4 protein-coding genes are annotated in these 4,609 nt (G+C 40.5%); 1 reads left to right on the top strand and 3 read right to left on the bottom strand.

Going from position 1 to position 4,609, the window contains the following annotated elements:
* The first annotated feature begins 869 nt into the window (after window positions 1–869).
* Window positions 870–2,177: a hypothetical protein gene (locus NW211_RS13555; RefSeq protein WP_258328233.1), complete on the top strand. Its 1,308-nt coding sequence runs from the start codon at window positions 870–872 to the stop codon at window positions 2,175–2,177.
* A 69-nt stretch (window positions 2,178–2,246) separates the two neighbouring features.
* On the opposite strand, the gene NW211_RS13560 is transcribed toward NW211_RS13555, so the two are convergent.
* The 3 genes from NW211_RS13560 to NW211_RS13570 form a co-directional block, all read right to left on the bottom strand.
* Window positions 2,247–2,537, bottom strand: coding sequence for a DUF4120 domain-containing protein (locus tag NW211_RS13560; RefSeq protein WP_258328234.1), 291 nt, complete (start codon window positions 2,535–2,537; stop codon window positions 2,247–2,249).
* Window positions 2,538–2,555: 18 nt separating this feature from the next.
* Complete coding sequence (locus NW211_RS13565) at window positions 2,556–3,047, bottom strand: hypothetical protein (protein WP_258328235.1); 492 nt, start codon at window positions 3,045–3,047, stop codon at window positions 2,556–2,558.
* Window positions 3,048–3,264: 217 nt separating this feature from the next.
* On the bottom strand, window positions 3,265–4,609 hold a 1,345-nt coding region (locus NW211_RS13570; RefSeq protein WP_258328236.1), incomplete at its 5' end, for a TraM recognition domain-containing protein.

Below are 4,609 nucleotides of genomic sequence, written 5' to 3' on the forward strand. Positions count from 1 at the left end.
CACGGTGGAATACTTGCCGTTCTTGTTGATTTCGGATACCGCCTGAATGAGCAGTTCCATCTTGTCTAAGACCAGCACGATGTCGCTCATCTGCGGGTTCTCGGTGACTTGTGTTTTTTGAGGGTCATCCCTTACATTTTTCTTTGCCATAACTGTGAGTTTTTAGCGTTAATAACTAATGTTGTCGCTGCAAATATATATAGCAAAATTTGATAAAACATTGATATTTAAGCCGTTAGACTATACAAGTCATAAGGTGTCATCACTTGTCATAGCAGGTAGGAAAGCGAAGACACGAAAAGGGCAAAACAAGGGTGAAAAGAGGGAAAACGCTCCACACTGAAACGGGGGCGAAAGGAGCGAAAAACAAAGGCAAAAAAAGGTGCGAGAAAAAAGCGGTGGTATGACCGAAAAGAAATAACTTTTGTAATATGCAGAGTTGAGAGCTGAGCTGCTTTTGTCCCACTTAAAAAATCGGGGCTTAAAAAGATGGCGGTGGTTGATAGACCTTATAATGAAATATAGATATGGCAGTCAGGTTGAGAATAGAGATGCGGCATATCTTACCGCAATGGATTTTTGACCTGTTGTACTATGCGTCGTAGGTCGCTTCGCTTGCTAAGTCCCAACCTCTGTCTCAACTCGGACGGCGATACCGGAGCGTTTTTTGGGGTGAAAAATTATCGCAGAGAATTTTTTGCCCCAAAACCATCGGCTTGAACGTGGAGGTATTGTCCCTCCGAGTTAACTTCTTGAAGGGACTTTGCAAGTGAAGCGGGATTTTCACGCTATATATACTTTTTGTAGCTTATTCTGTCTTTCATTCGTAAAAAACGGAGTACCTTTGCAGTATTATAAAAATATAGTATATGGCAGATTGGCAACATCAGACAAGAATAGACCTATCATCTTGGATTATTCATTTCGTTCATGAAAGAACACCTGAGACTAGTTTTGAAGTTCAATTGAATGAAATGGCAGAAGAAGCGGAACTTAATGGTTGTACTATAGATAGAAGTGAGTTACAGTTTCCTGATTATTATACGGCTCCGAATAATCCCATTTCTATTTTTGACCAGAGTTTCAACGATGATTGGGAGTTAGATAATAATGCAACAGCATTTGAAGTTATACAAAGAATCATTCATGATGGGTTCATTCGTTCAGGATGGTCTTTTAGAAATACAGTACCAACTGTTTATGGTCCATATTCTGCCATATGCTTTACAGAAATGCCTCTATATGCTCTAATAGATTATGCAAACAAAAGACAATCAGGTTCTAAATTTGTTGGCAAATATGGAATAGCCTTCAAAAAAAATGAATTGTTTATGGCTGGAGCTAGGAATGTGATATATGGGCTTTCTGGCCAACATAAAGAATCAGAAGAAGGAGATGCTTATTGGGGATATGGATTGAGAACATTGGATTCATCATGTGGGTTGGGGATTAATGAGCAATTTCGGTATGTTTATACGAAGTTATCCCATGATAAATCTATTGACTGGACATTTGAAAGAGAATGGAGATTACCAATCAAAGATGATCATTGGGGTGTCCCCGGATTACCATTTTTACTAGATAGAAGCATTTATAATAATCCTATCAAAGATGCATTTGTGATTGTAGAAACAGATGAGGAGAAAGATATAATTCTTGAACAACTCGCAAATATGTACAATTCAAAGGCTACCAATTATGGTTATGAGTACGATTTAGAAATGCTTTTACGAATTGGAGTTGTTTCTATTGAAGAATTATCCAAACATGATTCTTTTGCACAAATAAAGATTGATGATATTACAAAAACACATTTTAGCAAGTTAAAACTAAAAGATGTAAATGATGAGGTTTATTCAAATATTGATAAAGCTCTTGAAATAGCAGGTTCTGTATTTGATACTGAATATGAAAAACAATTGGTAAATTATGGTGGAGATACATATTTCTATCCTATATCACACATGAAATTATGTACAGATGATTATACCGAAATTACCCAAGGAATGATGAATAAAGGTATTGCTTGTTGTTTCGGTGAGGGCAGATATTACATTGAGATAAATAGACCGTTTACGGGAAATGAATGTTTTGGATATGATGTAATGAGAGTTGTCGCAGATACAATAAGTGATTTCTTAGGACAGAAATTTTATGCTTTCGCAATTCCTGACTAATTTAATAATCTTACACAACGAGTAAATCTCGAAAAGGAGTGTTTCATTCTCCTTTTCGAGATTTCTTTTTTATGTGTGTATAGTCCACCCGTGCATCGGCTCCATCAATACGGCAAAAGATTGATCGGGATTGCCGTGATAGAGCAAGCCTCCAACAATACCCGTTCTGCCATCGGGATAGACCTCTCGGAAACCGAATGAGTGAGGTGCAGAATCATAGTAGAGTTCAATCTCACAAGGACGATTAGGATTCTGTTCCCACTGCTTCAAACGGTCAATACACTTTTGCAGGGTGTCATTCTTGATTTCCTTTGCGTAGGCAACAGCCTTGTCATAACGCTCTTGACATAAAATCTTCATACTCGATATTTTTTAGGTTTATAATAAATCTTCATATACTCCAAAGCCGTAGCAATCGGCAATGTAAAAGTCTTCACTACTATTCTCTGCAAGTGACTTCATATCTTCCAGCGTGTCGCAATAGAAGAAAATGTCATCATCCTTTTCGGTTTCTGCATCCATTCCGATGGCAATACGCACTTCAACGGTATCGTAGTTGTCCTTATAGCGGATAAGGCAATCGGCATAGTGAGGCTCGATGCCTCGCTCTGTAAAGAACTTCAGGCATTGGCGACTTATCTCTTTTCTTACAGCATCGGGTTTCTTCCAATCGGTGTCATCAATAATCTCAAGGCTGAGACCTTCGATAACCAAGCAGGTAGCACCATCTACATTTGTCATAAGTGTACGCTTGCCCATATACTTCTTGCGTTCTTCTTCCCAGTTGGGTAAATCCCATCTTTCGGTAGTCCATTCTCCCCGATAATCCTTTGGTTTACGGAGATACTCTGATAAAGTCATTCTAACCATCGTCTATCATTATTTAAGTTATACATTACAGGCGAAGCACTGTATTCTATTTCTTTACCGCCTTGACTGTTCCGTGCAGGATTGTGCAAGGTTGGCGGGAAAAATACCGCAAGCCCCGTGGGGCGAGGATGATTTTTCCACGACACCCACAGGGATTGACCTTGCTCAATCCGAAAGGCACGGGACAACCTTTGCGGTAAGAAATAGGATACAGATTCTAATCGTTATCCTCTTCGTCCTTCTCGTCCGGTAACAATCGTTTACGCAACTCAGGATCATTCTTAATTCGTTCCATTTCATCTTGAACTATCTGCTCAACCTCATCTTTGATACGGGAATAGTTACGCTCTATCTGCTCCTGCATGATGTCGTTGCCGTTCTCATCCTTGAACTCATTGACGATAGGAATCTTCTTGTATGCCTTTGTCTCGGCACTTACCTTTACACTATCCACGATGATGCGTGAGTGGAAAATCTTCTGGTCAATCTCCTCACCGAAGTTATCCGCCACGCTACCCACGAATGTGCCTTGCGAGAGGTTTGAAATCTTCGAGGCAGGTATAAGGAAGTCCAACTGTGTATTGATAGATGTTGATGTGTCCTGTCGGTTGATAGATACCGACTGACGCTGTTGAAGTATTTTGCCAAAACGCTCAGAGAGGTTCTTTGCCGTTTCACCTACCACCTGTCCGCTGAAGATATTACCCACCGTATTTTGGATAACCTTCGCCTCCTTGTCGCCATAGTCACGAGCCAACTGCGAATAATCCTGAAAACCGAGACAAACCGCCACCTTGTTGCTTCGTGCTGTGGCAATGAGGTTGTCGATACCACGGAAATAGATAGTAGGCAACTCGTCAATGATGATGGAACTCTTCAACTGACCTTTCTTGTTCACCAACTTTACGATACGGCTGTTATATAGTCCGAGTGCCGCAGAGTAGATATTCTGACGGTCGGGATTATTGCCTACGCAGAGTATCTTCGGCTCATTGGGATTGTTCAAATCGAGGGTAAAATCATCGCCTGTCATCACCCAATATAGCTGTGGGGAAATCATTCTCGAGAGCGGAATCTTTGCACTTGCAATCTGGCCTTGGAGCTGATCTTGAGCTCCACCTTTCCATGCGTCCATAAATGGAGATAGGTAGTTTTCCAACGAAGGATAAGATGTTAGAATCGTAAAGATATCCGCATACGGTTTGTTTAGGAACTCAATCGTATGTGGGAAGGTACAATACTTTCCGTCCTTGTAGATTCTAAGATACCAGATAATCGCAGCCAAAAGAATAATCGGAGATTCCACGAAGAAGTCGCCCTGCTTCTGAATCCATGTTTTATTCAAGTTGAGCATTATCGTGTACGCACTCTCATAGGCATCGCTGATATCCACCATAAACTTCGGATTGATAGGATTACAGCGGTGTGAGCGACGCGGGTCATCAAAGTTGATGACATAGAAACTCGGCTTTACCTTGTACTTGTCGATATTTTTCAACAGCTCATTATAGGCAATTACCGATAAGTCGTCAAACTTGTAGTCGTAGATGTATGTTGCAAAA

This window comes from Barnesiella sp. ET7, from assembly GCF_024733785.1.
Taxonomy (GTDB): Bacteria; Bacteroidota; Bacteroidia; order Bacteroidales; family Barnesiellaceae; genus Barnesiella; species Barnesiella merdigallinarum.

What these genes read in the sequence shown, in the direction of transcription:
- NW211_RS13555 (WP_258328233.1), top strand. Translation starts at nt 870, where the DNA reads ATGGCAGATTGGCAACATCAGACAAGAATAGACCTATCATCTTGGATT.
- NW211_RS13560 (WP_258328234.1), bottom strand. Translation starts at nt 2,537, where the DNA reads ATGAAGATTTTATGTCAAGAGCGTTATGACAAGGCTGTTGCCTACGCA.
- NW211_RS13565 (WP_258328235.1), bottom strand. Translation starts at nt 3,047, where the DNA reads ATGGTTAGAATGACTTTATCAGAGTATCTCCGTAAACCAAAGGATTAT.